Below are 23,192 nucleotides of genomic sequence, written 5' to 3'. Positions count from 1 at the left end.
GCGCTAGGCCGCTTCTGAATCCTGCATCTTGAGGTGGTTTGAGTATACAGTGATTTCTTCGGGCTCATACAGTGGATGCTTAGCAGCCAGAATGTCGAGGTTATCCGCATTAGAAAGAGAAAAGCCACCGCAAACGGTGGCTTTTATGTTCATATGGCAATTTGAGATTAGTCTTTATCAGACTCTGCGTTCTCAACCAGATCTGGGAAGATCTTGATCGGTTTTGCAACGATACTGCGGGTCGCGGCTTTAATGTCGGCTAACTTGACTTCGATTTGATCACCGAGCTGATACTCTTTGTTCTTGTCGATGTTAATGATGCCTGATTCACCCACACATTCGATACGCGCTTTGTTATCCATAATTAATGGACCTGGGACAAATGCCATGGCACCGTTTTCAAGAAGGCGCACACGCATACCCGCTCGATTAATATCAAAGATCTCAGCGGTGAAAACCGTTTCGTTTTTCAGATCTGCTTGCAACAGTTGAACATACAACCAATCGCCTACATCACGCTCGGCCATACGATGCACGCGACGGTGCAGAGCCATCTCTTCACCCACGGTCTCATCTGGCTGTTGAACGGGTTCTTGGCTCAAGATGACGGCTTTCAGCATACGATGGTTGATCATATCCCCGTACTTACGAATCGGAGAAGTCCACGTGGCATAAACATCCAAACCCATCGCATAATGAGGTAAAGGCTTATTACCAACTTCACTGTATGCTTGGAACTTACGCATACGGTTGTCGAGGTAGCTTGTCTCTTGCTCATTTAGCCAGCGACGTAATGCACTGAAGCCATCAAGGGATTGTAGCTGCTCAGCATCGAATGGCGCATTGAATTCTTTCAGTACGTCCATCACTTCGTTCATCTTCTCTGCATTGAAGCCAGCATGACTGTTAAAGACACCACTGTCGAAGTGTTTTGCTAGCACGCGACCCGCACAAATATTCGCCGTAATCATGGCTTCTTCAACCATGCGGTTTGCGGTACGGCGCGCATCGATGTGAATGGCGACGACGTCGTTATCTTCGCTCAATTCAAAACGATAATCAGGGCGATCTGGGAAGATGACAGCATTCTTGGTACGCCATTCGGTACGCGCGTTAGCGAACGCGTGTAAGTTGGCGACTTGTTCAGCGATGACGTCATTCGGTTGCCATGCATCGCTATGGCCATTTTCTAGATAGTCAGAAACATGGTCGTAAGCTAGGCGGGCTTGTGATTGAATCCAAGCAGAGAAGAAACGAATGTCATCACTTAGTGTGCCATCTGCGGCCACTTCCATCTCACAGACAAGCGCAGGACGTTTTTCATCTTGCTTAAGAGAACAAAGCTCGTCACTTAACTCGCGAGGGAGCATTGGAATATTACGGCCGGGCAGATAAACGGTGAAACCACGTTTGCGTGCTTCCGCATCCATTTCGTCATTGACCGCGATGTAAGACGTTGGATCCGCAATAGCAACAGTGACTTTGAAACTGCCGTCGTCATTTTTCTCGGCATAAAGGGCATCATCCATATCTTTAGTGGATTCGCCATCAATCGTTACGAAAGGAACATGCGTTAAATCTTCGCGAGTTAGCCCTTCATCATGCATTTCCCAGTTTTCGATGCCGGCTGGCTCTGCATCAGGGAGATCATGTTTAGCGAGTGTGACCCACCAAGGCACGCCTTTATCTTCTGAGGACGCAATCTTACGGCTGATTTCGCAGAAAAAGGTTTTGTTATCACCTACCAGTGGGTGGCGAGTGATGTGCGCGACAACCCAATCACCTTCGGAAAGTGAGTCGCTCGCGAGACCTTTACGGGTTTTTGCTTTTATTGCGTCTTTGATTTGCGGGTGATCGGGTATGACATTGAGACGGCCTTTAAAGAGTTTCACGCGGCCAATGAATCGAGATACAGATGCTTCAATTAGCGCTTCTGGCTCAGCGACTTCGCGATCTTTCTCATTGCGGATGAATGCGGAAACTTTGTCACCGTGCATCACTTTTTTCATGTATGACGGTGGAATGAAAAAACTGTCTTTACTGTTGTCGACTTCTAAAAAGCCGAAACCTCGGTCAGTTGCTTTGATGGTACCCTCTTTTTTAGGCAGGGCTTCCTGAAAGTCTTTCTTAAGTTGTGCTAATAACGGATTATCTTGAAACATTATAAACAGGTCTCGGTTCGTTGACGGTCACACTATACGGGGTAGGTGGGATAAAACCAAGTATTGAAATGCCGTCATTATTAAGCGTTTGTAGATACAGATGATTTACCAACAAAAAGTCGGTCCGGTTTGCAGTATTTTTGTTCGAAATTGGGAGATAAAGTCTTAAACAACTGTATGAAAAAATAAAAAATGTGATGAGGTTCATTTTTTTCTAGTAATTGTGATGGATTTGGCGTAGAATCCGCGCCTCATTTGTCGAGGCCCATAGCTGCGGTTGCTGTAGCAGAACCTTTGAGCTTAAGGGGTCTCTATTTTTTTTACGATTATCTATTGGGATCCCAATGCAAGAATCTGTCACAGAATTTCGCCAGTTAGCTCTGGCCGACACTCTATTATCTGCACTTGACGCGATGGGCTTTGTTGCTCCAACGCCAATCCAAGCAGCCTCTATCCCTCTACTACTTACTGGTACTGACGCGTTAGGTAAGGCTCAAACTGGTACAGGTAAAACAGCAGCATTCTCTCTGCCATTACTGAACAAGCTGGATCTATCTCAGCGTAAACCGCAAGCGATTGTCATGGCGCCTACCCGCGAACTTGCTATTCAAGTTGCGGCAGAAGTAAAAACCCTTGGCCAAAACATTAAAGGCCTTAAGGTATTGGAAATCTACGGTGGCGCATCCATCGTTGATCAGATGCGTGCACTAAAATCTGGTGCGCATATTGTAGTAGGTACACCGGGTCGTGTGAAAGACCTTATCACACGTGATCGTCTGCACTTAGATGAAGTGCATACTTTCGTTCTCGATGAAGCCGACGAAATGTTGAAAATGGGCTTCGTAGACGATGTTACCTGGATTATGGAGCAAGCACCAGAATCTGCACAACGTGTGCTTTTCTCTGCGACCATGCCACCTATGGTTAAACAGATCGTTGACCGCTTCCTTCGTGAACCTGCACGTATTGATGTTGCGGGTGAAAACCGTACTGTTGCCAAAGTTGAGCAGCAGTTCTGGGTAGTGAAAGGTGTCGAGAAAGACGAAGCGATGTCTCGTCTACTTGAGACTGAAGAAACGGATGCCTCTATTGTTTTCGTTCGTACTCGTCAAGATACCGAGCGCCTTGCGGATTGGTTATCTTCGCGCGGCTTTAAAGCAGCAGCATTACACGGTGATATTCCTCAGTCTTTACGTGAGCGCACGGTTGATCATATCAAACGTGGTGTCATTGATATCCTAGTGGCAACAGATGTCGTTGCGCGTGGTCTAGATGTGCCACGTATTACACACGTATTTAACTACGACATCCCATTCGATGTTGAGTCATACATTCACCGTATTGGTCGTACTGGTCGTGCCGGACGTACTGGTAAGGCGATCCTATTGGTTCGTACTAACCAAATCCGCATGCTGCGTACTATCGAGCACGTGACTAAGTCACGTATGGAGGAGATTCAACTTCCACTCCGTGACGCAGTAGCAGAAGCGCGCGTTAAGCGTCTTGCTGCAAACCTTGCTGAAGACAAAGAGATGCCTTCTCTAGAGAAATTTGCTGAGCTGGTGGAATCTTTGCAAGAGAGCATCAATGTGGACGCGACGACATTATCGGCAATGCTACTGAAGCGTCAACAAGGTAACCGTCCGTTGTTCTACAACGGTCCAGACCCAATGATCGCTGCGATGGAGCGCGATAAGCAACGTCGTCGTGATCGCCGTGAAGGCCGTGATGGTGGCGAACGTCGTGAGCGTCGTCAATTCAACGCTGCCGATTGGGATACCTACCAACTACAAGTGGGTCGTGAGCAAGGCGTACAAGTTAAAGATATCGTTGGCGCAATTGCAAACGAACTTGGTCTGAACAAAGACAGCATTGGTGCTATCAAGCTTGCACCTGAGCATACTTATGTTCAGCTACCTAAGAAGATCAGCAAAGACGTGACGGAGCAACTTAAGAAGCTGCGTATCCGTCAGAACCAAGTTAATGCCGTTGTCGTTGATGGTGAAGTGATGGCTGATTTCCGTCGTGGTCCACGTAATGACCGTGGTGGTAATCGTGGTAACAACCGTGACGGCGGTCGTGGTCGTCGTGATGGCGAGCGTCGTTTTGATCGTAACCGTGGCGGAGACCACAGAGGAAGTTATCGTGGTGAGCGCAATCACAATGGTGGCGATCGTCGTCGTCGCAATCATCAAGACTAAGTGGCAAGAATCCACTTAAGTCATTGAAAAGATGAAATGAAAAACCTCGGCCTAGTCGAGGTTTTTTTTATGTAACTATGAAGCATAGTCACATAATTGCTGCAACAGAGCTCCCGAAGAATTCATTCTTAGGTTTCAAAGTGGGCTTAAATAAGATATAGGTTACCTAGCGTTAATTGACTAAGATCGACAAATGGATGTGCGTCGGAGAGAAAACATGAACAATCAGCAGCAAGGATCGCGTATTTCACTGGTTGCCGGCGGGGTGAGTGCGCTGTGGCTTCTTGTCAGTGTCATACTGATCTCTCATTATCAAATCAACACGCCTTTAGCGATTGGCGTATTACTATTTTGTCCTTCATTAATCCTTTTCTTTACTTATCACTGGCGCGTCAAGCGCTTAGAGGCATCATTGTCACACCGTGAATCGGAAGCGCAGCAGCTAGAAACGTTAGCACAGCGTTATCAGGCGCTGATCAATAGCCTGCCGGATCTGGCATGGATTAAAGATGATAAGGGGCAGTTTTTAGCCGTGAATGAAAAGTTCGGTGAAGCGTTTGATGTCGAATATATGTCGTTGGTTGGTAAAACAGATTTTGATATTTCAGATCCCCATGATGCTGAGACCTATGTTCGTGAAGACCAGCAGGTGTTAGAAACGGGTGAAACAGTGCGTCGCGTTTTTAATGCACGTCATGTGGATGGCCATTACAACTGGATAGAGTTGATTAAGGTGCCAGTCTATGAAAATGGCAAAATCATTGGCACCGCGGGAACAGCAAGGGACATTAGTGAGCGCAAAAATGCGCAGTTGAAACTCGAGTTTCAAGCAAACTATGATGAACTCACCCGCCTTCCGAATCGCGCTTCGCTAGAGAAAGATGTGAACAAGGCGATTTCTGAGCACAAAGCTGGTGAGTTATTAGCGGTGTGCTTCCTTGATCTTGATAAGTTTAAGCTGGTTAACGACTCAATGGGGCATATTGCCGGTGACAAAGCGCTCACCTTGATGGCAAAGGCTTTGCGACTATCCGTCGACGATCGCGGCAAAGTCTATCGTTTGAGTGGCGACGAGTTTGTGGTTGTTTTCAAGCAACTAAAAGGCATGGCAGAGCTGAACTCTCTAGTGAAGAAGTTACTCGATGCGTCTCATCAAACCTATACAATTTCTAAGTTTGAGTTTGATTTATCAGCCAGCATGGGCGTGAGTTTCTACCCTGATCATGGCGATGATTGTTGGGATCTTGTCCGGGCTGCTGACATTGCCATGTATGAGGCGAAACAAGCCGGTCGAAAACGCTACCATTTCTTTTCAGAGGAATATGCAGGGCTTGCTTTTGAACAGCTGTCGCTAGAGAAGCGACTGAGAAATGCGTTACGTGGCGATGAGTTTTTCCTCAGATTCCAACCTATTGTTGATGTCGATACTAATCAAATGACAGCGGTAGAAGCCTTGGTTCGTTGGAATGAACCTGAAGTCGGTGAGCAAGAACCCGCGTCTTTCATTCCTTTTGCAGAGCAAACGGGTCTTATTACTGACATTGGTGATTGGGTGCTTGAGGCCGCTATCCGACAGCAAGCCCAGTGGCAATCAGAAGGAATTCGCCTTGTGCCTATGTCTGTGAATGTATCAAGTTTGCAATTTTTCCAACCAGATTTCGTTTCGCGGCTGGCGACCTTACTCGATAACTATGAACTTGATGGTGACTGGATTGAGCTAGAGCTAACCGAAAGCATCTTAATGAAACATGAAAAACGTTTAATTTCGACATTACAGCGTATTCGCTCGCTGGGCGTTAAACTGAGTATTGACGACTTTGGGACGGGGTATTCCAACCTATCTTATTTGTCTGAATACCCGATAAATAAGCTGAAAATTGATCGCACCTTTGTTGATATGATTGATCAGCGCCCTGAAAAGGTCACCATCACAAAGAGTATTATTGAATTGGGCCGCAACTTGAATCTTACTGTGGTTGCCGAGGGTGTGGAGCGTGTTCAAGAGCAAGAAGCGGTGAGAGATCTTGGTTGTCGCCAAATTCAGGGCTACTTGTATTCTCGTCCAATTAAAAGTGAAGAACTTCTAGATTGGCAAGATAAATATGCACCGAATTACCCGCATGCGTCACGGAATGCCTAAATTGTAATACATGTTGCATATCAAACTAGTTAGTGTGTCCAGAATATCGCCCAATTAGTTGAAAAAGATCACTGCGCTACCTACACCTAAATAATGATGTCGTTTTTATTATTATTATAGTGTGGGTAGTTTATGAAAATCGGGTCCAGAATAGTGCTCGCTTGTGCGGCACTTTGTGTAGTTTCGGTCTTGTTAACTGGCGGTATTTTAGCCTGGCAATCTTTAAACTTATCCGAAGCCTCTATATCCAACCGTGCTCAGCAGCAACTTATCTCAGTTAGAGCGATTAAGCAGCAGCAGATAGAAGATTACTTTGAAACAATTTCAAAGCAGCTTTTGACACAAGCCGGCAGTTTGAGTGTCGTTGAAGCAGTAGAGTCATTTTCCAGTGGTTTCGATGCTTATGTAAATAATAAAGACAGCGAAATAAGTTCACTGAAGAAATATTATGAAGATGAGTTTCGTGTTCAATACGGTGAGCTAAACGCTGGTCGTTCTGTGAATGTGAATGGCTTATTATCAGGCCTATCACCTCAGGGATTAGGGCTGCAGGCGACCTATATCGGCGCTAACCAATATCCATTAGGTGAGAAATATCAGTTACTTAACCCTAATGATGGCTCGCAATATAGCCAAACACATGAACAGTTTCACCCTTACTTTTCTAAGTTCCTGGACGCCTTCGGTTATTACGACATTTTTCTGATTAACCCAGAAGGGGATATCGTCTATTCGGTTTTCAAAGAGTTGGACTTTGCCACCAATCTTAAGCAAGGCCCATATCGTAACTCAGGTTTAGCCAATGTCTTTAACAAAGCCGTTGGGTTCCCATCGGGCAAAATTGCGTTTGATGACTTTAAACCCTATCTGCCCTCTTATGAAAGCGCTGCCTCTTTTGTGGCTACGCCACTGTATCGAGACAATCAGTTGGTTGGCGTTATCGCTTTCCAAATGCCAGTTGATCGCATAAACGGCATTATGACGTTTTTCGGTAAATGGGAAACGGCGGGTTTAGGGCTAAGTGGTGAAACTTATCTTGTCGGTTCAGATAATTTGCTTCGAAGCCAACCACGAGGCTTGGTAGAAGATGTTGACAGTTACGTCGATATGATTCGTCGTAGTGGCATGGCAAGTGGCGTTGTTAATGAGATTGCTGATAAAGCCTCAGCCATCGGTATTCAAAGCATCACCACCATCGGTGTCCAAAATGCGCTAAAAGGGCAGTCGGGTGTCGCGCGATTTATGGACTATCGTGGTGAAGAAGTCCTGTCAGCGTATACGAGTTTGACGGTATTTGATCAAAGCTGGGCTTTGATGAGTGAAATTGATGCAAAAGAAGCCCTGAAGGATATTGAAGTATTGCAGGTAAGCGTGTGGACTGCGGTCGCGATTACGGCGGCGGTTGTCATTGTACTTGCGCTGCTTGCCGCGTCTGTGGTGGGTAAATCCATTAGTGCTCCGGTTAAACGCATTACTGATAGAGTCAAGTCGATCGGCGCAACCAAAGATCTTACGATGGTGTTAGATATTGATGGTAAAGATGAGGTTGCTGAGTTAGCCCAGTCGTTAAACAGTACGTTTGGAGAAGTGCGAGAAGTGTTGGGTGATGTCGCGACGTTAACAGCGGTGATTGATAAGGAAACCGCGTCTATCTGCCACGAAATGAATGATGCGGTCGGTCTAATGAATACGCAATCATCAAAATGTGAGGCGATGGCGACAGCAAGTAATGAAATGAGCGTATCAATTCAAGAGGTCGCCAGTTTCGCAGGACGAAGTGCGGAGCTTGTTGACGATGTGAATAGGGCAGGGAATGAGAGTGAGCAAATAGGTCAAAACTTGCAAGGAGCGATGAATACATTATCGGAAGAGATGGAGAAAACCACCATATCTATCGAGCGACTTCGTGCTGAAAGTACGTCTATTTCTGATGTACTAGAGGTGATTCAGGCGATTGCTGAGCAAACCAATCTCTTGGCATTGAATGCTGCTATTGAAGCCGCGCGGGCGGGTGAGCATGGCCGCGGTTTCGCAGTGGTTGCAGATGAAGTCCGTACATTAGCCACGCGCACTCAGCAGTCGACTGGCGAAATTCGTACTAAGATTGAGTCATTGCAACTTGAGACACAAGCGACGGTAGAGAATATTTCTCAAGTCAGTGGTCTGATTGAGCAAGGACGAGAAAGTGTGGCTAACAGTAGCGAAAAAATGCATGAGATCAGCGGACTAATTGGTCAAGTGCATGAAATGAGCTCGCAAATTGCTGCCGCGGCAGAGGAACAATCTTCGGTCACAGAAGATATCAGCCACTCCACGACAGATATCGCAGATGGCGCATCACATGTTAGTGGGATTACAGAAGGTATTTCTGGTGTTGTTTCTGGTTTGGCAGATCAATCAACTCAGCTGCATAAAGAGGTGAACAAGTTCACCTATTAAGACGGGAAACTGAACGATAGGGCCACGATCTGTTGGCCCTTTTTTCATTGTAAGGCATAGGAAAACCTGTTCTAGGTAACATTTTGAAACTAGGAGTAAAGATTCGATAAAAACTTGTGACGGTACTCTCAGTGGAAATCTCTTGTTGCTTCTGGATTTTATGTACACTGATTTCGTTTTTATTCAGGGCTTTATTTATGGCAACAGACATCAACGACGTCGAATTTCAATTGATTAAAGAGACGCTATTGCAAAACACGTGTACGTCATGGGGAATCGAGACGTCTAGTGATTTATCTATTCAAGTCAACAACTTGTCTGATGTCTGCAAACAAGAGTTTGTCGCCAACCTAAATAAAGATCTCGCCAGTCAGGCGCACGCTGAGACTTTGTTTACACTGGACGATTATTGGCTAACGGAAGATGTTGTTGGTAACCGCTCTTACACCCTAGATGTCGATGTCACGATTACCCAGTCTGAGCAATGCAATGGCTTAATGAAACTATCCCTGAGCTTTTGGCGAATGAAAGGTCGCTGGTATTGCTCGATAGATTTAAATCTTATCGCCGTGCTTTCTGCTTGTAGAGAACGTGGGATTGGCAAGATATTGGTTGAAGAAGGTATCACGCGTTATGTCAATCCACTGATTATTCGTTGCTTTAGCCAGCTCACTCGCGAAGGCATTCAGTTAGACCTGGTTTTTCAAGCGGACTATTTAAACCCTGCCAGTAAGAAGCTAGGGGAGTTAGCGTATGAGCTGCTTGAGGAAATCGATATCGAACTTTCAACACGTAGCTATCTCGTTGATATGAGTAGCGAGTAACATCGCTGGTATTCTTGCGTTTCATTCCTGTCCGACCGTAAGCAACAATATTGCGCTTCCTTTGTGCAAGCCTAGATAATCTTCCATATTGGCCGCTTTTATGGGTCAATGTCTCATTTTTGTTTCTGAATGAAATAATCCAATCGGACACCTTTTGATTTGTGGGGGCTTGGCTTATATATATAAGAGGTGTTGAATACGAGGCTAGGCTATGCAGGTGAAGGAACAACGTGAATCTGAGTTTGAAAATCCGTTGATTTGGCCAATACTCAGCATCTTAGAAGAGCAACCTTCAGGATGGAAAGTACATACCCTTGCTGAAGCGCTTGGTAAGCAAGACATGATAACCTCCCTTGATGATGACAGCTATTTAGACCTTTTCAAACGCAATTTCCTCATGATGAATGCGCTGTTCCAGTTGCAGGAAATGTTGCTACCCAAACAGTGGCTACAAGCCGAAGCAATGGATATTTGCTTGATGTGGGCGACGGGAGGGGGGCATCAAATCAACTATCAAGATCCTTTACGTGAATACTATCTTGACTGGCAAAATTACGACGCGAGTCATCAGGATATCAAGGTGTTGATGGATTCGTTTTGGAAACGCTATCAGCAGCATGTCAATGAAAACAGGGGGCATGTTGTTGACCTAGATCGCGATGAAGCGCTTGTCGTCTTTGGCCTTCCTATGGACGCATCTGACATGGAAATTAGACGTACATGGCGCAAGTTAGCATTAAAATGGCATCCGGACCGTCAAGAAGGTAATGCTGAGAAGTTTAGAGAAGTCTGCGAGGCTTGGCAGATTCTTAGGGCGTGTTAAATGGTGAATTCGACCATTGACTGGACTTAACGACGGCATCTTTTCTCGTCGGAAGGTGTTAGCTATGGCGTGTTTTCACCCATCTACCGTTTTCCAGATTCGCTTGTGGCTACTTGCTCAAGCCCCCTCAAGATGCTTGTTCAGCGAGAATTTCTAGATTTGTCATTGAGACATTGCTTTGAAGTTCTAGTCGACTAAATCAAAAAGCTATACACTTTTAGCCTCTCGTTATTAATGTGCGCCGAAGGAGTGACTCATGCTGAAGAAATGGCTACTGTTAGTGTTTTTTTATCAGCCATTTGCCTATTCAGCCCAGATTTATTTAGCGTCCTCATTGAGTGAACCAATTGGCAAATTGTTTAATTCGGCTGACTATGCGGTGACGCTGGTGCCGGGTCCATCCTCTTCACTCGCTCGGCAAATTGTCCAAGGCGCACCTGCTGATCTCTATATTTCCGCTCACCCCAGTTGGACAACTTATGTTACTGAGCATACCTCCGCATTAAAGGTTGAGAGGTTTCTTACCAACAAGCTGGTGGTTATTAAGGGGAATAAGGTAGAGAATGACGAGCTAACCCTCAAGGAGATGCTGGGAGGCTCTCATGGTTTGGTCGCTGTCGCGGATCCTAGCCATGTGCCAGCGGGCCTGTATACTGACCAAGTCAGGCGCTCGCTTGAACTTTCGCCGGTATCAGAATGGGTGCCAGCAAGGCATGTTAGGCAGGCATTACGTTACGTTGAAACAGGGGCCACGCCTTATGGTGTTGTTTATAGCACGGACGCAAAGCATTCCGACAATGTCAATGTGGTGCTCCAAATCGATGCTAGCTTGCATCAAGCGATCGAATATCACATTGTTTCTTTCACTGAGAAAGGGAATGAGCTTGCGCATTTTCTAATGAGAGAAGAAAGCAAGATGGTATTAATGGACTATGGATTTGAATTACCTTAATGCTTACCCCATTTGAACAAGCTGCACTTTGGTTGAGTATCAAAGTCTCTCTGGTTGCCATTGTTGGTCTTTTTCCCATCACACTCTGGTTGGGGTGGCTATTGGCTCGAAAAACTTTTACGGGTAAAGCGTTGCTTAGTACAGTGGTGCACCTGCCTCTCGTTGTTCCCCCGGTTGTCATAGGCTATGTGCTTTTGATCACTCTGGGGCCCTCTGGTTTCATGGGACAGCTACTGCAGAGGTGGTTTGATGTTAGCGTCGCATTTAATTGGAAAGGGGCCGCTGTTGCCTCTGCAATTGTATCATTACCTTTAATGGTGCGAGCACTGCGGACCGGTTTTGAATATGTTGACCCAAAACTAGAGATAGCCGCGCGATCGCTTGGCGCCTCCCGGTTACGAGTCTTTTGTACCATCACTTTTCCACTATGTATCCCTGCGATGATTTCGGCTTTCCTCTTGGGTTTTTCACGCGCACTCGGTGAGTTTGGTGCGACGATCACCTTTGTCGCCAATATACCCGGACAAACGCAGACCATTCCTTTGGCCATCTATCAACAGTTAGAGATGCCGGGAGGTGAGTGGCAGGCAACACGCTTATGTGTTCTCTCTGTCTTACTTGCATGTATTGCTGTTGGGGCTTCTGAATATTGTCAGCGTTGGCAGTTACGGAGAGTGAAGTGATTGAATTCGAGATTGACTTTGAACGTGCCGGACAACTCTTTTACTTTAAGGCTTTACTGCCGCCAGAAGGCGTAACAGCGATTTTTGGCCCCTCTGGGGCAGGAAAAACCACGTTAATTAACTTGATCGCAGGCATAGATACACCCAATAAAGGCTTTTTGAAGGTTGGGGAACGCCTTTTTTTTGACACAGAATCTGGTCTGTCCGTTGATCTAGCGAAACGAAACATAGGTTATGTTTTTCAAGATGATCGCTTGTTTCCTCATCTCAGTGTCAAAGACAACATTTGTTACGGTGGTAACAGTACACAACGGTTTGCACAGTTGGTGGAGTTACTCGGCTTGGATAAGTTATTGGCCAAGCGACCGAACAGATTGTCTGGTGGAGAAAAGAAGCGTGTTGCTATCGCTCGTGCATTAATGACGAATCCGACATTGTTATTGCTTGACGAACCCATGAATGGGCTAGATGCACCTAGGCAAAGTGAACTGATCACATATTTAAAGCAGTTGGTAGAGACGGTTAATTTACCCGTTTTAATCGTCACTCATCAGGTGAATGAGATTTTTCAGCTAGCGTCACACCTTGTGGTTATCGACAGTGGGCGCATTGTGGCGAGTGGGGAAGCGAGTAAGACATGGTCAGCCCAGGCTGTCAGGCCATTTCTTGCAGAAGGCGTGCTTAGTGCCATTTTGCAAGCGGAAGTGACGCATTATCATACAGATTACAATATGACAGCCCTCTCTTTGGGAGGTAATGAGCGAGTATGGATTAACGGCCAGACGTTGCCTTTGGGTTCGGCTATCATGCTAAATGTTGCAGCGAGTGATGTTTCCCTATCAATTCACAAAGTGGCATCAAGTGTACGTAATTGCTTAAAAGCGCAAATTGTTGAAATTGATAAAAACTCTCATCCTAATTTAATTACCATCGTTCTGTCTGTTGCGGAGCAACGCTTGCTGGCAAATATAACAGATTGGGCATTGGATGAACTAAAGCTGAATATTGGTGATTTTTGTTACGCAATGATTAAAGGTGTGCGAGTGACCCCAGTTTCGAGTACTAAATAAGCGCTAAATACTAGACAACTTGAAAAAGTGGTATTACTATTCGCTTATAGCTGTTTCTTTCCAAGATAGCGTTTCATCCTCTTCAACATCCTTAAAGACACCTTTAGACGGTGTTGAAGCGTCTGCACCACTTTGGTGTATTACTTTTATTTAATGTGGAACACCCAGTTGGGTTTTACGATCAATGAATGATTTTGAGAAAGCTGAAAAAGCCCTTGCTGCGGCTTTAAATCAAGTTAACACCGGCAAAACCGAAACACGTACAGATTATCGCTCGGTATTACTCGATTTTGCTGATGAAGTACCAGGGCGCCAGAAAGCGGTTATTAAACGTATGCCTTTGGAAAAAGTGAATAATCTTATTGCTGTATTAAATGAGTTTAAAGAAGATTCGCGTCAGCAACGTATAGCTGAAATCAGCGAGATGCTAGCGAAAGATGGTATCGACCCGCGCGATCTATAAGTTAAATATTGCATATCAATAAAGTTATATTCATATAGAAATATCACGCTGTCATACTAAACAGTGTTATTTTCCTTTTAAGTGATGAATTTTATTGGCTTTATTGAGTAGAACACCAATACTTTCTTAGTTTTAAGGAATGTATTGGTGTTTCTCTACGCACTTATACGACAGTATCCGCTAACTCATCCTCTAAGTGCCTAAACACTAGGCTGATATGTTCAAAGCAAGCAACGACTTGGTTTTGTCTATCCCTAATTTCATACGTTGAGCGGCCTCTCTTGCCGTCAGGGTGTACAATTCTCTTTTCAAACACAGAAAAACCGTACTTCTCTTTGATTAACACCTCAAAGTCCATGTATCCTCCTTAATTACCCACTAAAAGTAAGCTTATTAAAGATGCTAAAAAAAGTTTGCCACCAAGATCAGAAACTCATGATTTTTAGTGGCTTAGGAGAGTGTTTTGTGATCTGGTTAAAGCTAAAATTTGGTTAATTACCTGCGTTTCAATGCACTTAAATTGTTAACGAAACCAATCAGTATGCGTATCAACGGGGTGATAAGTCCAAGCAATGAATCGACTGACTTTGTTACCGTGACGCATCTCTATGACGCGGCTATCTGCAACCTTCGTTTTTTCTAATGCCTTTTTAATAGGACGCAGGTTTTCAGATTTTGAGACCAAGCTAGTGAACCAAAGCACCTGCTCTGCGTAGGTTTGACTTTCTGCCACCATATTCAGGATGAAACCTTGTTCACCGCCTTTACACCATAGCTCTGCAGCGTTGCCACCAAAGTTGAGTGATTTAGGGTTGCTGCTGGTCGGTTGTTGGCCGCGTTTGTACTTGTTGTTTTGTAAATTTTTGTTTTTACGTTGCGAGCCTTGTGTTGCTTCCTGTGCTGAGCGATGGAAGGGAGGATTGCACATGGTAAAGGTGAAATAGCTATCTTTGCTGATGACCCCTTTAAAATAGGCGTTTTTGTCTTTCTGATGGTAGAGAGAAATTTTCTTCTTTAAATTCGGATTGCCATTAACGATCTGTTTGGCGGACTTAATCGACGCCATTTGAATGTCTGAACCCCAGAAATGCCATCCGTACTCAGCGCTACCTAAAATGGGGTAGATACAGTTAGCACCAACACCGACATCTAACCCACAGATGTACTTAGCGTTTGGTACTTTCCCAGCGTTACTTTCTTTCAAGAGATCGGCGAGATAGTGGATATATTCTGCGCGACCAGGGATCGGAGGACAGAGGTTTCCCGCAGGGATATCCCAATGGGCAACACCATAGTCGGCGGCCAGCAGTGCACGATTTAGTTCAAGAACAGCATCCGGCTCAGAGAACGGAATCGTTGTTCTACCTGCAGGTGAGCGAGTTAACCAAGGCTTTAGGTTTGGGTTTACTTTGGTGAGTAACTCAAAATTATAACCATTTTTGTGCTTGTTTCTATGATGTAGTCTTACGTTGTTTTTACTTGGTTTCACTGTTCAATGCCATCCGCTGCGTTAGGGCACGGATTATATACGCAAATTGGCGGCAGGTGTTTATTCTGAGTGATTTTCTCGGTTCGCCACCTTTGTTACTGTTTTTTGATTTAGTCGACAAGAACCTCAAAACAATGCCACGATGGCAAACCTAGAAATTCTCGCTGAACAAACATCTGAAGGTGACATGAGTATAGTCACTAGTCAGCATTGATTCATTTGCAATGGGGTATAAATAAAGTGCTCGTTAAACCCGCAGAAAAGGACCGTTCATAGGTCGGGTAGAGCGTCGATGTTAAGTATTTTCTGATAAGGGGATATCTATGATTAGCGAGAGAGTAGAAGGAAAGTCAGTGAAATCTTTTATGCAGTATCTCTTGGCAACATTACTAGCCGTTTTTTCCGGACTTGGTGTGTTTTGGCTTATTATCCAATTCTAATGGGTTGGTGGGGTAGGTCTGTGTGAAGGTGTTTTTGATGTGTTTTGAATACGTTAATCTGATTAAATAAAGCGCAACTAGTACCTATATCCGCGAGGGTATCGCGAAAAAAACGTCATAGCATGATATCGTTTCATCATTGCATGAGTGTGTTAGCAGGAGAGAAGCGATGATTCGAGCAGCGACAAAGGACGACGCGTCAGCGATAAACGATATTTACAATCACTATGTCAATAACACCGCAATCACTTTCGATCTCGCGCCATGGTCGTTGGCCGAGCGTCTTGAGTGGATGGCAACATTCAATCGAGATGATTCGCCCTATAAACTCTTTGTGTACGAAGTTGAATCTCAAATCGTTGGTTTCGCTTACTTCAATCAATTCCGTGAAAAAGCGGCTTACCGACTCTCGGCGGAGCTTACTTTATACTTATCGCCTGAGTACAAAGGTGTCGGCACGGGTAGTGAACTGATGAATCATCTGATTAAAACGATGCAGAAAGATGGCTTTAAGAAGGCCTACTCGGTGATTACTTTACCCAATGCGGCTTCTGTCGCGTTACACAAAAAATATGCGTTTAGTCAGGTCGGCAAGTTTACGGATGTCGGTTTCAAGTTCGATCGTTTTCACAGTGTGGCGATTTATGAACGTACGTTGAGGTTTTCGTAGTGCTTTCTAATGAAGGGTTGCTAGCGCTGGCAAAAGCGAAGATGCCATTTGGCAAATACAGTGGCCGCTATCTGGTAGACGTGCCTGAAGAGTACTTTTTGTGGTTTGAACGCAAAGGATTCCCCCAAAATAAACTTGGCGAACAGATGGCATTGATGCTTGAGTTGAAACGTCAGGGCGCTGATCATGTATTGAGACCATTGGTTGATAGATAGTACCGTTCATCGCATCCATCTAGCGGCTTTGAAAAATATGCACTATATTTTGCGATGTAGTTCATGGAAGGTTAAGGACGATTATCAATGATGGGGCAGCCAGTGTTTCAAGAAAGAGAGTTCGTATTATCGCGGATTGAATCATCACAAGGCATATTTCGCGCAGAGGGCGTTGCGCAAGTTGATGGCGTGCAAGTGTCGTCTATTCACTATACTGAGTTATGGCACCTCGGTGCCGATGGTTGGATAGAGGTGGAGCTCTCTGAACAACAAGCAAGCGCGATGACACATGCGATCTTTGATGACGTGGCCTCGTTGATTATCGAAGAGTTAGCCCAGCCACTTTGAATAATACCAATCTAAGTAAAAATATGATCTAATTGAGGCTGTTACTTCTTCGTGAAAAAAGACGCTATGGACAGCCTCGATACCATTGATTTCAAAAAGCTTGCTAGCCAACAAAAATCTATTCAGATGAAGATGCGATTGCTCGCATTGGCACACTTTAAAGATGGTCACTCTCGAACCCAAATTGCTAAGTTCCTTAAGGTAAGCAGAACGAGTGTGAATAAGTGGGTACAAACATTCCTTGAAGAAGGGCTTGAAGGGCTGCAAGAGAAACCAAGAACGGGTCGCCCAGCATTCCTCAATACTCAGCAACGTGAACAGCTAAGCCTGTTTATAAAGGCGCGTGCCGAAGATTCATCTGGGGAGGTTAACAGGTACTGATATTCATGCTTATATCGTGAAAGAGTTTGGTAAACACTACCACCCAGACTCTATCTACTATTTGCTTAGTCACATGGGCTTCTCTTGGATAACATCACGCTCCAAGCACCCTCGTCAATCCCAGCAAATCCAAGACGATTTTAAAAAAATTCAAAATTGAAACGATCCTTAAGATCCCCGGTCACATGGGGCTTGATAACGTCGATGTCTGGTTTCAAGATGAAGCAAGATTTGGTCAGCAAAACACGACAACTCGACTTTGGGCTAAACGTGGATCAAGACCAAGAGCAGTTAAACAGCAGCAGTTTGAATATGCGTATTTGTTTGGCTCAGTATGTCCCGCTAGAGGTATTGGCGAGGCGCTGGTCGTTCCTTGGGTTAACAAGGACATTATGGTTGAGCACCTTAAGCAGATCTCCGCGGTGACCGAAAAAGGTCGTCACGCAGTGATCATTATGGATGGTGCTGGCTGGCATACAAATGACATTGCAGAACAGTTCAGTAATGTCAGTATCATCAAGCTCCCGCCATATTCACCAGAGCTAAACCCGATAGAACAAGTGTGGAGTTGGCTCAGACAACACTATCTTGCCAATCAGAGTTTTACCGACTACGAAGATATTGTGTCGAAAGTATGCACTGCATGGAATCGATTCTTGAAGCGTGCAGATAGAGTGACCAAAATGTGCACCAGAGACTGGATTAAACTGACCAGTTAATTTTCCAGATTGGTATAACTGAATGATCCCTAAATAAAAAAAGGCGCTTTGCGCCTTTTTTTATTTAGGTGTTGGAAATTTTAAGCTGTTTGAAGTGGTCAAGTGCAGCAACGAAATTTTGTTCTCGAATGGGTTTTACGATGACATAGTTAGCGCCCGCCGCCATAAAGTCATTGTGCGCTTCTTCAAAGGCATCGGCAGTACAGGCATAAATCGGGGTAGTTATATTCAATTCTTCACGGATACGTCGAGTGGTTTCAATCCCCCCCATCACTGGCATATGATTATCCATTAGAATTAAGTCAAAGGCTTTATCTGACAGCATATTGAGCGCTTCCTCGCCATTTTCAACCCAATCGACACTGATGCCAAATTTTTTACAAAACACCTTGGCGACGAAAGCATTGGTTTTGTTGTCTTCAACCAGCAATACGTTGATGTTATGTGGCACAGCAACAGGCTTGACTGTTTCTATAGCGCGTTCAATCGGAATACTCTGCGCGACTTCTTTCATGGGCAGTGAAAAGGTGATAGAAGTGCCAATGCCGAATTGGCTCTCTATCTTAAGTTCCCCTTCAAGTAACTCAACTAAACTTTTTACAATCGAAAGCCCAAGTCCACTGCCTCCGTATTTACGCGTCGTTGAAGGCTCTGCTTGCGTGAAAGGTTCAAACAGTTTTGGCAGGGTGTCTTCATCGATGCCAATGCCAGTATCACGAACATTGAAATAGCAAAGTTTGTTTTCTTTCCAGACTGAAAAGCTGATTTCACCTTGATGGGTAAACTTCACCGCATTACTTAACAAGTTGAACAGAATTTGAATGATGCGAGATTTGTCGGAATAGAAAACGGTGTTTGCCTCAACCTTGCAATCGATATGAAACAGAATATCCTTTTCATCACAAAGCGGTTGATAGACATCAATAATCGGCTTGGTGATCTCTTTTAACGCCATGTTGTTGAACTCAAGGGTGAACTTCCCTTGCTCGATACGAGAGAAATCGAGAATATCATTCAATACGGTCAACAGGTGCTCACCGCTTTGATACAGCGTCTCGACCTTATCTAAATGCTGGGTATTTTTGAGAGAACCTTTCAGTATTTGAGCAATCCCCAAGATACCATTGAGTGGTGTTCGGATTTCATGGCTCATTTTAGCTAAGAAATCTGATTTGGCATTCGCGGACGCTTCTGCAGCGAGTTGAGCGCGTCGACTCTGGCGCTCAGCCTCAATCAAAGCAGTGATATCCTGAGCTTGGCCAATGATTGCAATGACTTGCGAGTCGATAATAAGTGGTGCTAAGTTCCAGTTATAAACCGTTTCCCCATATTGGGTATGTGCGCCACGAATTGTTTCCCCCGTTAAAGCACTTTCAAGCAAGGGGCGCATGGCGGTGCTAAATAGCTCGAACTCAGCAGATTGCGTGGACGAATGCTCCTGATAGTTAAATTGGCTTTTGGCCGCTGGGTTAATGCGTTTGATAGAGCAATCAGCGTCCCAAACGATGGTCGGAGAAAGTGCGATCTTAAACAAATCATCTAATGAGCGTTCTTTCTCAATGAGTGTTGAAAGTGTGGCTTGCAGTGTTGCGCCAATTTGGTTGAACTCTGAAATCGGCGTTCCGCCAAAGGCTTTGAACTCCCTGCGTTCCGTAGCGGAGCGGGTATAGGACATAAGCGTGTTCAATGAGTCAACAATGCGGCTTTTTATATGACGACGAGTCAGCAGAAGAAGCAGGATCGCTGCAAACAGAGAGGCAACCACACTCCAGATAAACTTGTCACGCAATAGCTCAATGTTATCGTTTTTTTCGAGTGTCAGGAACTGGATGTAGGATTCAGTCTCGTTAACATTAAAGGCAGAAACATTGACTAAGTAGTTGTTATCGAGCGACTTGCTCTTGGTTGTCGTGAGCATTTCTTTAACATAAGCATACTCTGCAGTATCGATGCTTAAATTGGTGGCAACAATATTTGCGCCGTTAACGAGAAAGACCGATTCAACGTTAGAGGCGCGACGAAACTCATCGATGAGAGAGAGGTTGTTGTTGAGTACGATGGCGATCGACAAGTAACCAATGACTTTTCCCGTCTCGCGATTGACAACTGGTGTCTGTCGAATCAACAGATCGACAGTGTTAAGAAGACTGTTTTTCTGGACATAGTGCCACTCACGATTGTTATTTTGCTCTAAAATAAGTTCTTTTATTAAGTTATCGTCAATGCCATGAAAAAAGCTCGCACCATCATGCCAAATCAATTCTTCTCCATTGCTAATGAAGCGAAAGTCTGGTGAATTTGCGGCGTCATTTTCTTCCAGTGCGAAAAATAAATCATCGATTGCAGTTAAGTCTTTATTGATAAGGTGATTTTGCAACTCTTGACTATTAACATTTGCTTCCTGACTACTTTTTAAGGCAGCAAGCTTGTAATCTATGATGTTCTGCAATAAACGCGATGTCTGATCTAGATTTCTCGATATTTCACTATTGATGCTGTTAACACTGAAATGGTAGCTCTGCGTAATAATTGCAAGCGTAAGAAAGCTATAGCCAACAAAAAAGAGTCGAACAATTAAGTTGGCTAATGATTGAGGTTTTTTAAAGCTTTTTTCTGTCATTATTATAAATCTGAATAACGGAATGCCCGCTGTTTAAGGGACTCTATTTGTTCTGGTGTATGTTCCTTCGTTACGATTTCAAAATCGCCTGAATAGACCACGGGGACATCACGATTCTCCATGTGAAGTTTAATCGCTTCCGCCATAGCGATACCAGTATCATCGTTCATTCTCATGACGGTCACATCCATAATACCCGCTTGAATTGCCTCAAGTTCAGCACTGCCGCCTCCCCAGCCATTGACCATGACATCTGTTCGGTCTGTCTCGTTAAGCGCGTCAATAGCGCCTAGGGCGATGTCGGTTGCACAGGCATAAATGAAGTCTAAATCTTTGCTTTCTTTCAAAATTTCTAACGTGGCAGCGTAGCCTGTTTCGCGGTTAGCCTTGGTGTAGAAGGAGGCGTTTAATGCGTACTTGTCTGTCGGTATCATTGCATCGATAAACGTATCACCACGCGCTGCACTGATATAGCCTTGAGAGAAGTAGAGCATACTGTAGTTGGCGTTGTCAGGGAACTGGCTTTGGTAGTAATCAGCTAGCGCGACACTGCCCGTTTGATGGTCAAAGCCGACGTAAAGGAACGGCTGATTATTGTCCCAAGCTCTTACTGGCGTCGTGATGTTTTGTAAAATCAGTTTGGTTTCTGGATGCTGTAATACGTGTTCAATGAACTTACTGTGACGGGTTGTATCAAGTGTGAAAACGAGAAAGTCAGGCTTTTTCTGCATCGCTTTGAGCAAGTGTTGACTTTGAGCTCGCATATCCACATTCGGGCGAGAAAATACGCTGTCAATCTCGTAAGGCACGCCAATTTCATTAAGGCGCTTTTCAAATGCCGTGATATTACGACGCCAGTAGTCTGATATTTGTTCTCCGGGGTAAACAATAGAGATCAAAATAGGTTCATTGATTGGTTCAGAAACGTGTTGTGGTAACTGTCTCACCAGCTGACTCAATTGTTCGGTCAATGCTTTTTGTTCCGGGTGAGCATTTAAGTATTCTTGATACGCCCAATAGCCTTGCATCGATGACGTAGCCAATACAGAAAAAGGGAGAAATATCGCCGATAAAAAAAGGGCTCTAAGTCTTTTCATTGGAAGTTACCTAAGTCGCCAAACAAGAGAGTGAAAATTCCTTTTTACTATAGACGACAACTGCCAAACTTGTTGGGATTGGCAGTCGAAAAAGTCTATTTACTTGTTCACGAAAGTATCAATTATGCATCAACGGTTGAGACAGCTTCTGCCCCACGCAGCATTGCGTGAATTAACTCGTCAGCATTAAACTTGGTCAGTGCTTCATGCGCCCCAACTTGCTTTGCCTGAGAGACGCTAATGTGGCTTGAGAGTGACGTATGAAGGATAACGTAGGTGCGGTTAAGCTCAGGGCTATTCTGAACTTCAAACGCCAGCTCGTACCCGTCAAGCCCTGGCATTTCAATATCGCTAACAAGAATTTGCACGGGTGCTCCCCCTTTGGCAGCATGACGCATAATGTTAAGCGCATCTTGTCCATTCGAAGCAACAAAGTAGGGAATGCTAATACTTTCTAGGGCTTCCGTTAATTGTCTCCGTGCGACTGCAGAGTCGTCCACGAGAAGGATCTTGAGTGGGCGGAGTGTTTCGCGTTGCAAATCTGTCAATACTGGGTGTAAAGCATCGTGCGAGTCTGGGTAGATGGTCGAAAGAATGAGCTCAACGTCTAGCAGTTGTACGAGGTTATCACCGACATTCATCACGCCAGTCACAAAGACATTCTCACCGAGGCTGTTAGGGGGAGACTCGATTTGCTTCCAGTCAAAGCTGACGATTTTATCAATGCTACGAACGAGAAATCCGACTTGTAAATTGCGGCAGTCGGTGATGATAATTGAGCAGTTTTCACGCTCTTGTTCTGAAATAGCGCGATAGCCAATGGCTTTTGCCATGTCGATTACCGGAATGGTAACGCCACGCATGTTTGCTGCACCGATAATATTAGGGTGCGAGTGGGGGATTTGGGTTAGATGGCGATAAGGTACGATCTCCTTTATCTTGAGGGTCCCCATGGCAAACTTTTGTAAGGATGAGACAGAAAAAAGTAGCATACCTTGAGATGCATTAGTGGCATTTTTGAGCATAGTGAAGAGAGCCTTATTCGCACATAACGAAGCGCATCATTGAACCGATAGCTCGATCATGGCATCGAATGGCATGCTTTACCACACTTAGACGTAAACAAATGTGTCTTTTTCGAGAATGGTTACAATTCGTTTACAACCTTGGAGAGGTTCTGCCCAGTTAAGATAACTGGGCCAGAAAACACCGGACTATTCTTTAATCGATTTGACGACCCATTCGCCGCAATCGATCTTCCGGTTCAGGTTAGCCAATGAGACTTTACGACGCTTTACTTCGTGGCCGCATAGCCAATAAATGGCACCATCTTCGTATGTGTACTCTGTTTCTTGGCTTAATCTAGGCACAAAGAAATGGACTTGCATAACAAACACCTCTCTTGAAATACAGTTAAATTCATCGCCTAATAGACAGTTTGTTATTACCTCCTGTG

The 23,192-nt window shown here is 44.7% G+C and carries 19 protein-coding genes and 1 pseudogene; 13 read left to right on the top strand and 7 right to left on the bottom strand.

Features of this window, described 5'->3' with window-relative positions; all coding sequences use genetic code 11:
• Positions 1-167 precede the first annotated feature (167 nt).
• The gene (locus TSUB_RS21640; protein WP_087016437.1) at positions 168-2,162 is read right to left on the bottom strand and encodes an exoribonuclease II; all 1,995 of its coding nucleotides are present in this window, start codon (positions 2,160-2,162) and stop codon (positions 168-170) included.
• Positions 2,163-2,506: 344 nt separating this feature from the next.
• Between TSUB_RS21640 and TSUB_RS21635 the strand changes: the two genes are divergently transcribed.
• The 9 genes from TSUB_RS21635 to TSUB_RS21595 all read left to right on the top strand — a co-directional run bounded on the left by TSUB_RS21635 (position 2,507) and on the right by TSUB_RS21595 (position 13,757).
• Positions 2,507-4,363 carry a DEAD/DEAH box helicase gene (locus TSUB_RS21635; protein ID WP_087019521.1) on the top strand — a complete coding sequence of 619 codons (1,857 nt, stop codon included), beginning with the start codon at positions 2,507-2,509 and terminating at the stop codon, positions 4,361-4,363.
• A gap of 217 nt (positions 4,364-4,580) precedes the next feature.
• Positions 4,581-6,503, top strand: a complete 1,923-nt coding sequence (locus TSUB_RS21630) for a putative bifunctional diguanylate cyclase/phosphodiesterase (protein WP_159064880.1) — start codon at positions 4,581-4,583, stop codon at positions 6,501-6,503.
• Between the two features lie 132 nt (positions 6,504-6,635).
• Entirely contained in the window at positions 6,636-8,942 is a 2,307-nt protein-coding gene (locus tag TSUB_RS21625) for a methyl-accepting chemotaxis protein (protein WP_087018062.1), read from the top strand.
• 197 nt (positions 8,943-9,139) lie between these two features.
• Complete coding sequence (locus TSUB_RS21620) at positions 9,140-9,766, top strand: hypothetical protein (RefSeq protein ID WP_087018066.1); 627 nt, start codon at positions 9,140-9,142, stop codon at positions 9,764-9,766.
• Between the two features lie 211 nt (positions 9,767-9,977).
• Entirely contained in the window at positions 9,978-10,589 is a 612-nt protein-coding gene (locus TSUB_RS21615) for a DNA-J related domain-containing protein (RefSeq protein WP_087018068.1), read from the top strand.
• A 256-nt stretch (positions 10,590-10,845) separates the two neighbouring features.
• Positions 10,846-11,541: a molybdate ABC transporter substrate-binding protein gene (gene modA / locus TSUB_RS21610; protein ID WP_087018070.1), complete on the top strand. Its 696-nt coding sequence runs from the start codon at positions 10,846-10,848 to the stop codon at positions 11,539-11,541.
• Positions 11,541-12,224 carry a molybdate ABC transporter permease subunit gene (gene modB / locus TSUB_RS21605; protein ID WP_087018085.1) on the top strand — a complete coding sequence of 228 codons (684 nt, stop codon included), beginning with the start codon at positions 11,541-11,543 and terminating at the stop codon, positions 12,222-12,224. Before modA ends, modB begins: the two co-directional genes overlap by 1 nt.
• Positions 12,221-13,294 (top strand): molybdenum ABC transporter ATP-binding protein, encoded by a 1,074-nt coding sequence (modC, locus tag TSUB_RS21600; RefSeq protein WP_159064828.1) that lies wholly within the window; start codon positions 12,221-12,223, stop codon positions 13,292-13,294. The genes modB and modC overlap by 4 nt, the downstream gene beginning before the upstream one ends.
• Before the next feature lie 184 nt (positions 13,295-13,478).
• Positions 13,479-13,757, top strand: a complete 279-nt coding sequence (locus tag TSUB_RS21595) for a hypothetical protein (protein WP_087018073.1) — start codon at positions 13,479-13,481, stop codon at positions 13,755-13,757.
• Between the two features lie 163 nt (positions 13,758-13,920).
• Here the strand turns inward: TSUB_RS21595 and TSUB_RS21590 are convergent, their stop codons facing one another.
• Complete coding sequence (locus TSUB_RS21590; protein WP_087018075.1) at positions 13,921-14,115, bottom strand: hypothetical protein; 195 nt, start codon at positions 14,113-14,115, stop codon at positions 13,921-13,923.
• 165 nt (positions 14,116-14,280) lie between these two features.
• Positions 14,281-15,246 carry a 23S rRNA (adenine(1618)-N(6))-methyltransferase RlmF gene (gene rlmF, locus TSUB_RS21585; protein ID WP_087018077.1) on the bottom strand — a complete coding sequence of 322 codons (966 nt, stop codon included), beginning with the start codon at positions 15,244-15,246 and terminating at the stop codon, positions 14,281-14,283.
• A gap of 609 nt (positions 15,247-15,855) precedes the next feature.
• Here rlmF and TSUB_RS21580 point away from each other — a divergent pair.
• The 4 genes and pseudogenes from TSUB_RS21580 to TSUB_RS21565 all read left to right on the top strand — a co-directional run bounded on the left by TSUB_RS21580 (position 15,856) and on the right by TSUB_RS21565 (position 18,019).
• Complete coding sequence (locus TSUB_RS21580) at positions 15,856-16,356, top strand: GNAT family N-acetyltransferase (protein WP_087018079.1); 501 nt, start codon at positions 15,856-15,858, stop codon at positions 16,354-16,356.
• A complete protein-coding gene (locus TSUB_RS21575; RefSeq protein ID WP_087018081.1) occupies positions 16,356-16,571 on the top strand; it encodes a DUF3820 family protein in 216 nt (71 codons plus the stop codon). The genes TSUB_RS21580 and TSUB_RS21575 overlap by 1 nt, the downstream gene beginning before the upstream one ends.
• A gap of 87 nt (positions 16,572-16,658) precedes the next feature.
• The gene (locus TSUB_RS21570) at positions 16,659-16,919 is read left to right on the top strand and encodes a hypothetical protein (RefSeq protein WP_087018083.1); all 261 of its coding nucleotides are present in this window, start codon (positions 16,659-16,661) and stop codon (positions 16,917-16,919) included.
• 66 nt (positions 16,920-16,985) lie between these two features.
• Positions 16,986-18,019: pseudogene (locus TSUB_RS21565) on the top strand (IS630 family transposase).
• Positions 18,020-18,083: 64 nt separating this feature from the next.
• Here the strand turns inward: TSUB_RS21565 and TSUB_RS21560 are convergent.
• From TSUB_RS21560 to TSUB_RS21545, 4 genes are all read right to left on the bottom strand, one after another.
• Positions 18,084-20,639, bottom strand: coding sequence for a LuxQ periplasmic sensor domain-containing protein (locus TSUB_RS21560; protein ID WP_087022368.1), 2,556 nt, complete (start codon positions 20,637-20,639; stop codon positions 18,084-18,086).
• A gap of 2 nt (positions 20,640-20,641) precedes the next feature.
• Positions 20,642-21,736 (bottom strand): substrate-binding domain-containing protein, encoded by a 1,095-nt coding sequence (locus TSUB_RS21555; protein ID WP_087022371.1) that lies wholly within the window; start codon positions 21,734-21,736, stop codon positions 20,642-20,644.
• A 122-nt stretch (positions 21,737-21,858) separates the two neighbouring features.
• A complete protein-coding gene (locus tag TSUB_RS21550) occupies positions 21,859-22,761 on the bottom strand; it encodes a chemotaxis protein (protein WP_087022374.1) in 903 nt (300 codons plus the stop codon).
• Between the two features lie 189 nt (positions 22,762-22,950).
• Entirely contained in the window at positions 22,951-23,124 is a 174-nt protein-coding gene (locus tag TSUB_RS21545; protein WP_159064926.1) for a hypothetical protein, read from the bottom strand.
• Positions 23,125-23,192: the final 68 nt, after the last annotated feature.

This window comes from Thaumasiovibrio subtropicus (genome assembly GCF_019703835.1).
Classification (GTDB): Bacteria; Pseudomonadota; Gammaproteobacteria; order Enterobacterales; family Vibrionaceae; genus Thaumasiovibrio; species Thaumasiovibrio subtropicus.
The sequence above is the reverse complement of the archived record's forward strand: the minus strand, read 5'-3'. Positions and strand labels throughout refer to the sequence as shown.

Bases quoted from the DNA above. Each gene is read 5' to 3' on its own strand.
- TSUB_RS21640 (WP_087016437.1), bottom strand. From the start codon at position 2,162: ATGTTTCAAGATAATCCGTTATTAGCACAACTTAAGAAAGACTTTCAG.
- TSUB_RS21635 (WP_087019521.1), top strand. From the start codon at position 2,507: ATGCAAGAATCTGTCACAGAATTTCGCCAGTTAGCTCTGGCCGACACT.
- TSUB_RS21630 (WP_159064880.1), top strand. From the start codon at position 4,581: ATGAACAATCAGCAGCAAGGATCGCGTATTTCACTGGTTGCCGGCGGG.
- TSUB_RS21625 (WP_087018062.1), top strand. From the start codon at position 6,636: ATGAAAATCGGGTCCAGAATAGTGCTCGCTTGTGCGGCACTTTGTGTA.
- TSUB_RS21620 (WP_087018066.1), top strand. From the start codon at position 9,140: ATGGCAACAGACATCAACGACGTCGAATTTCAATTGATTAAAGAGACG.
- TSUB_RS21615 (WP_087018068.1), top strand. From the start codon at position 9,978: ATGCAGGTGAAGGAACAACGTGAATCTGAGTTTGAAAATCCGTTGATT.
- modA (WP_087018070.1), top strand. From the start codon at position 10,846: ATGCTGAAGAAATGGCTACTGTTAGTGTTTTTTTATCAGCCATTTGCC.
- modB (WP_087018085.1), top strand. From the start codon at position 11,541: ATGCTTACCCCATTTGAACAAGCTGCACTTTGGTTGAGTATCAAAGTC.
- TSUB_RS21595 (WP_087018073.1), top strand. From the start codon at position 13,479: ATGAATGATTTTGAGAAAGCTGAAAAAGCCCTTGCTGCGGCTTTAAAT.
- TSUB_RS21590 (WP_087018075.1), bottom strand. From the start codon at position 14,115: ATGGACTTTGAGGTGTTAATCAAAGAGAAGTACGGTTTTTCTGTGTTT.
- TSUB_RS21580 (WP_087018079.1), top strand. From the start codon at position 15,856: ATGATTCGAGCAGCGACAAAGGACGACGCGTCAGCGATAAACGATATT.
- TSUB_RS21570 (WP_087018083.1), top strand. From the start codon at position 16,659: ATGATGGGGCAGCCAGTGTTTCAAGAAAGAGAGTTCGTATTATCGCGG.
- TSUB_RS21560 (WP_087022368.1), bottom strand. From the start codon at position 20,639: ATGACAGAAAAAAGCTTTAAAAAACCTCAATCATTAGCCAACTTAATT.
- TSUB_RS21555 (WP_087022371.1), bottom strand. From the start codon at position 21,736: ATGAAAAGACTTAGAGCCCTTTTTTTATCGGCGATATTTCTCCCTTTT.
- TSUB_RS21550 (WP_087022374.1), bottom strand. From the start codon at position 22,761: ATGCTCAAAAATGCCACTAATGCATCTCAAGGTATGCTACTTTTTTCT.
- TSUB_RS21545 (WP_159064926.1), bottom strand. From the start codon at position 23,124: ATGCAAGTCCATTTCTTTGTGCCTAGATTAAGCCAAGAAACAGAGTAC.